This is a genomic window from Chitinophagaceae bacterium, from assembly GCA_030053935.1.
Taxonomy (GTDB): Bacteria; Bacteroidota; Bacteroidia; order Cytophagales; family JASGCU01; genus JASGCU01.
This window is the reverse complement of the sequence record JASGCU010000073.1, coordinates 1-5,525: the sequence shown is the minus strand read 5'-3', so window position 1 is coordinate 5,525 and position 5,525 is coordinate 1. Positions and strand designations below refer to the sequence as shown.

Below are 5,525 nucleotides of genomic sequence, written 5' to 3'. Positions count from 1 at the left end.
AAACGAAGAAGCTCATAGAAGAAACGAAGAAGCTCATAGAAAAAACGAAGAAGCTCATAGAAGAAACGAAGAAGGTTATAAAAGATTACAATCTACTATGGATAATTTAGGGTTTAATATCGGGATGGGAGTGGAAGAAATGTTTGCGAGTGGGGTAAAAAATAACCCTACTCTCAACGGCATTCATTTTGATTATGTGCATACAAAAATAAAGATTGTTAATGACATTGGAAACGATGCTACAGAGATAGATATTGTATTAATAAATACAAATAGCGTAGCGCTTGTGGAGACGAAGCATCGTTTTAATAATAAAGATTTAGAAAAATTTCTTGAGAAACAATATCCATTATTTCAAAAATATGGAGGGAGTATGTTAAGAGAGCATATCTATCTACTCATTGCGGGGCTTTCCTATGAAGAAACGGTGATAGAAAAAGCCAAAAGCTTAGGCGTGGGTATACTCCATCTCAAAAATGAAGTAATTGAAGTAGAAGGGGAAATAAAAAATTATTATCAGTAAAACGAGAGAGTTTATTGTATTTCTCACCACATAAGACATATAAGTTCAAGAGTTTTAATATCCTTCTCATTTTCAAATTATAAAAATTACTTTTTAGAGACCGCGTTTAAAAAATTATTAAATTAATAATATTCACCGTTTATTTTAATACAAAATGTCATCAACAGCAGATTTTAAGAATGGATTAGTGATAGAATATAACAATGATTTGTACGCTATCGTAGAGTTTTTGCATGTAAAACCGGGCAAGGGACCAGCATTTGTTCGCACAAAATTAAAAAGCATCACCAGTGGTAAGGTCATAGACAATACATTTAACTCAGGTGTAAAAGTGACTATCGCCAGAGTAGAACGAAGAGCATATCAGTTTACCTTTCAAGATGATTACGGTTATCACTTTATGGATAGCAAAACATTTGAGGAGCTTATATTGAATCAAGCACAAATACCCAATTCGGATCTTTTAAAAGAAGGGCAGGAAGTGGAAATTACTATTCATACAGATACAGATAAACCTATTATATGCGAGCTTCCCCTTTTTGTAGATTTAAAAATTACACATACGGAACCAGGTATCAGAGGAGATACTGCGACTAATGTTCTCAAACCCGCTACTACCGAGACAGGTGCCTCTATCAAGGTTCCTCTTTTTATTGGGCAGGATGAGATCATTAGAGTAGATACTCGCACGAGAACATACCACGAAAGAGTAAAACAATAAACTATACCATATACTATGAATTTTCTTTGGGGAATTGATTTAGGAGGAACAAAAATAGAGGGTGTTATTATAAAAGAAATAAATGAAAAGCCCGAAGTAGTATGCAGAATGAGGGTTTCCACAGAGGCAGAAAAAGGATACGAGCATATCATACACCAAATATATACCTTAGTAGATAATTTAAAAAAAGAAAGTGGGCTTATACCTTCCAAAATAGGAATAGGCACACCAGGGACTTTAGAACCAAGCACTCAAACTCTTAAAAATTCGAATACTACTTGTCTCAATGGAAAATTCTTAAAAAAAGATATAGAATCGGCACTGCATTTACCCATAGAAATAGCTAACGATGCCAATTGTTTTGCTATTGCAGAAACTCTTTGGGGATGTGTTCCCGAAAAGGTTTCAAAAGCAGAAGTTGTTTTTGGAATCATAATGGGGACAGGAGTAGGAGGAGGATTAGTCATGTTTCAAAAAGTTCCTACGGGCAAACATGGAATAGCTGGAGAATGGGGACATAATTTTTTAGATATATCGGGAGGAAACTGCTATTGTGGAAAAGTAGGATGCGTAGAAAGAATATTATCAGGTCCATCTTTAGAAAAATTCTACCACTCTCTTTCGGGAGAAAAGAAAAAACTTCCCGATATTTACAAATCATATCAGCGTAAAGATGATGCCCATTCTACCGCTACTATGGAAAGAATGATACATTACTTTGGCAAAGCAGTAGCCATGGTTATAAATATAGTAGACCCCGACGCTATTGTCATTGGTGGGGGAGTAGGAAATATTGATTTACTCTACTCAGAAGGAGTTATGGAAGTAAAAAAATATATATTTAATCCTACATTAGAGACCCCTTTTCTAAAACCAAAATTAGGAGATAGTGCAGGAGTTTTTGGAGCGGCTCTTCTCACAAAAGATACATAACAAACTACAGATCCCACTCTCAAAACTCTCTTTTCTCCATAAAAATATTGAGTTTTTAACCTATTGATAATCAAAGATATCCAAAATTATAAATGTATCAAAAACGATTTTGGGGAACGAGTTCAGAATTACAATATATATAATGAATAAAAGAAAATTCCGTTTAGACTATGATAATAGCTTTAAAAACATAATAGAGTTTCTTCTTCCCGAGTTTTTAGAGTTTTTTTTGCCCAAAGTATATCAAGAGGTTGATTGGAGTAAGATAAACAAAATAGAATTTTTGGAACAAGAATTGTCGAAAGAATTTAAAGAAAAGGGCTTAGATAACAAAAGGATTGACAAACTTATAAAACTAATACTCAAAGATGGTTCAGAAAGTCATATATTTGTTCACGTAGAGATAGAAAGTTCTCACAACATTGATTTTTCTGAAAGGATGTTTACCTATAACTACCTTATTAGAAAGAAACTCAACATAGAAAATTTAGAAAGTATATCAATTTTTGTAGGAAAAAAATATCCAAAAAACTTTGGTATATATTATAAACAAACTTACTATACTCATCTTTCTTTTCGGTATGAAAGTTACAGAGTTATGGATCAGCAAGAAACAGATCTCATAAAAAGTGAAAACCCTTTTGCAATAGTTATTTTATTTATTCTGCTCATAAATAAAAGCAAGACAATAGAAGAATCTCTTCTTGCAAACGAGCATATTGTAGAAATAATAAAAAACAAAAAAATAATAGATGATACTCTTATAGGGTTAACTATTTTTATAAAAGAATTTTTATTTTTAACAGATGAGTATAAAGAAAGACAAGAACAATATTTTCAAGACATAATAACCATAGATATGAAGAAAACAGGATTTAAAACGTATGCTCAGGCAAGACAGGTATTAGAGGATGTAGTATCAATAGGGAAAATGGGAGGATCATTAGAGAAAGTGAAACAAATAGAAAGACAAGAAGGAAGACAAGAAGGAAGACAAGAAGGAAGTCAAGCAAGGTTAGAGCAAGCAGTACTTGGATCTTATAAAAATGGATTTCCTCTCTCTGTTATATCATCGGTACTTGGCATAACAGAAAAAGAAGTATTGGATATAATAAAGAAAAATTAAACATGAGTCCAACCCAAAAACTCTCTTTTACAGATTTCTAATACCTACACACTATTACCTAAAAATCACAATAATAAACTCAACATGACACCTCAAAAAAGTATAAAAGAAATTGTATCCGCAGAAGAAATATCACTCATAGACCTCTTCCTTGTAATAAAGCCCCATCTCAAATATGTATATTATTCAGTAGGAATATTTTTTGTAATAGGTATTATACATACCATCACTGCACCGAAAGAATACGAAGCAAAGTCTACTATACTTTTAGAATCTACTAATACCTCTTCTTCTTCTGAATCACTGAGAGGATTAGCAGGATTAGCAGGAATCAATCTTCCTACTTATCATATTGCTGCCGGAGATATAAACGCAGATCTGTATCCCGCTATTATTGATAGCCAACCATTTTTATACGAACTTATGAAAGAGAAATTTTATTTTTCTGATGAAAAAAAAAATATGTCTCTCTATGAATATTTACTCAAGAACGAAACCAAAAATATTATTTCCTCTACCATCGGATTTATTTTTTCTATCCCCGATATACTTATAGGTATGTTTCAAACCTCTCAACCTATTCCGATCCCCCCTCATTATAAAAAAGATAGTATAACTACAACAAATGAAAAAAATACTATTTTAAAGATAACGGGAGAAGAAATACAGGTTATGAATTCTTTGAGAAACAGAATAAAAATAGAAAGTTCAAAAAAAAATACTCGCACCACTACTTTTATAACAAAGATGCGTGATGCTTATGTAAGCGCAGAATTAAATAATACCGTAAGAAAAAAAGTGGTAGATTATGTCATTAATTACAAAACAGAAAAAAAAAGAGCAAATTTAGAGTTTGTAGAAAAACAACTCAAAGAATCAGAAAATAAATTTAAAGCCGCACAATATGCCCTTGCCTCTTTTAAAGACAGTAATAGAGAAATGATATACTCTACTACAAAAGCAAAAGAACAGGAACTTCAGGCAGAGTTTAATTTAGAATATAATATCTACAATAATCTTTCTCTAGAATTTTATAAGGCAAAAATAGATATGGAAAAAGAAACTCCTATATTTTCTATTTTTGAGCCCGTAACCATGCCCCTTTCAAATACAGAACCAAATATAAAAAAAATTTTACTTATATACATAGCCGCAGGAATACTATTTGGTGGAATGCTTGTTCCCCTGTTCCTTTTTAAAAGTTATTATAATAGTATAAGAGAAGAAAAAAAACTAAAAACTTATACGGAAAACCAAAATATTCCCTAAAAATCAATATCGTTATACAATAAAATATAAATCAAAAACACAAATATGCTTCTTATCATACAAAAAATAAAACAGTTTTTAAACCTGTTTATTCATATTGGGATAATATTAGGAATATCTATGACTATACTTCTGGTATACTTCTTGCTGTACCTCCCTATTCACACAAAGCATGGGGAAACAATAACTGTACCAGACCTAAAAGGAGTATCTATGGAAGATTTAGAGGATATACTCGGAAAAAGAAAACTTCGTTATGAAATCACTAAAGACTCCAGCTTTTCATCCGAATACCCTCCATTTGTCGTACTAACACAAGTACCCCCCGCTTTTTCTTTTGTAAAAGAAAATAGAAAAATATATGTTTCTCTCAATGCAAAAATGCCTCCACTCGTAAAAATGCCAAACCTTATAGACGGCTCTCTCAAAAATGCTCAAATGGTATTGAAAAGTTATGATATAATTCTTGGGGAAATAGAATATGTCCCCGACCTCGCACAGAATAGCGTCAAGGAACAATTTTATAAAAACAAACCAATATCTCCTGGCACTCTCTTACCCAAAGGGTCTTCTATAGATTTACAAGTAGGAGATGGGATGGGAAATCAACAGCTCCTTACTCCTGATATAATAGGAATGAACTACGAAGAAGCAGAAATTCTTATACTCGGTTCTAACTTAAAAATAGGTGAAATACATACCCATTCCAAAGGAACTATAACTAAAATAATGAGACAAGGTGGAGTTGAAAAAACAATAACAGAGACCGCTCAAAAAGGAACTATATTTCAGCAAAACCCTTTACCGAATACAAGAATAAATGTAGATACTCCCATAGAGATATGGGTAGTAGGGGATACTAAAAAATGATGATTTATACAAATAAAAATCCCGAAGGGATAGAAGTATGGTAACTATTTATCTATTCTTTTTCTTTGATTTTTATTTTTTTT

6 protein-coding genes are annotated in these 5,525 nt (G+C 32.0%); all 6 read left to right on the top strand.

The genetic code is table 11. From position 1 onward, the window contains the following. On the top strand, window positions 1-523 hold a 523-nt coding region (locus QM536_07625; protein ID MDI9356872.1), incomplete at its 5' end, for a hypothetical protein. Window positions 524-677: 154 nt separating this feature from the next. Beyond that, window positions 678-1,244 carry an elongation factor P gene (gene efp, locus QM536_07620; GenBank protein ID MDI9356871.1) on the top strand — a complete coding sequence of 189 codons (567 nt, stop codon included), beginning with the start codon at window positions 678-680 and terminating at the stop codon, window positions 1,242-1,244. A 15-nt stretch (window positions 1,245-1,259) separates the two neighbouring features. Next, window positions 1,260-2,177: an ROK family protein gene (locus tag QM536_07615; protein MDI9356870.1), complete on the top strand. Its 918-nt coding sequence runs from the start codon at window positions 1,260-1,262 to the stop codon at window positions 2,175-2,177. 142 nt (window positions 2,178-2,319) lie between these two features. Next, complete coding sequence (locus tag QM536_07610) at window positions 2,320-3,303, top strand: hypothetical protein (protein ID MDI9356869.1); 984 nt, start codon at window positions 2,320-2,322, stop codon at window positions 3,301-3,303. A gap of 84 nt (window positions 3,304-3,387) precedes the next feature. Continuing rightward, entirely contained in the window at window positions 3,388-4,572 is a 1,185-nt protein-coding gene (locus QM536_07605) for a Wzz/FepE/Etk N-terminal domain-containing protein (GenBank protein ID MDI9356868.1), read from the top strand. A gap of 45 nt (window positions 4,573-4,617) precedes the next feature. Then, window positions 4,618-5,442 (top strand): PASTA domain-containing protein, encoded by an 825-nt coding sequence (locus tag QM536_07600; protein ID MDI9356867.1) that lies wholly within the window; start codon window positions 4,618-4,620, stop codon window positions 5,440-5,442. Window positions 5,443-5,525: the final 83 nt, after the last annotated feature.

Bases quoted from the DNA above. Each gene is read 5' to 3' on its own strand.
- efp (MDI9356871.1), top strand. From the start codon at position 678: ATGTCATCAACAGCAGATTTTAAGAATGGATTAGTGATAGAATATAAC.
- QM536_07615 (MDI9356870.1), top strand. From the start codon at position 1,260: ATGAATTTTCTTTGGGGAATTGATTTAGGAGGAACAAAAATAGAGGGT.
- QM536_07610 (MDI9356869.1), top strand. From the start codon at position 2,320: ATGAATAAAAGAAAATTCCGTTTAGACTATGATAATAGCTTTAAAAAC.
- QM536_07605 (MDI9356868.1), top strand. From the start codon at position 3,388: ATGACACCTCAAAAAAGTATAAAAGAAATTGTATCCGCAGAAGAAATA.
- QM536_07600 (MDI9356867.1), top strand. From the start codon at position 4,618: ATGCTTCTTATCATACAAAAAATAAAACAGTTTTTAAACCTGTTTATT.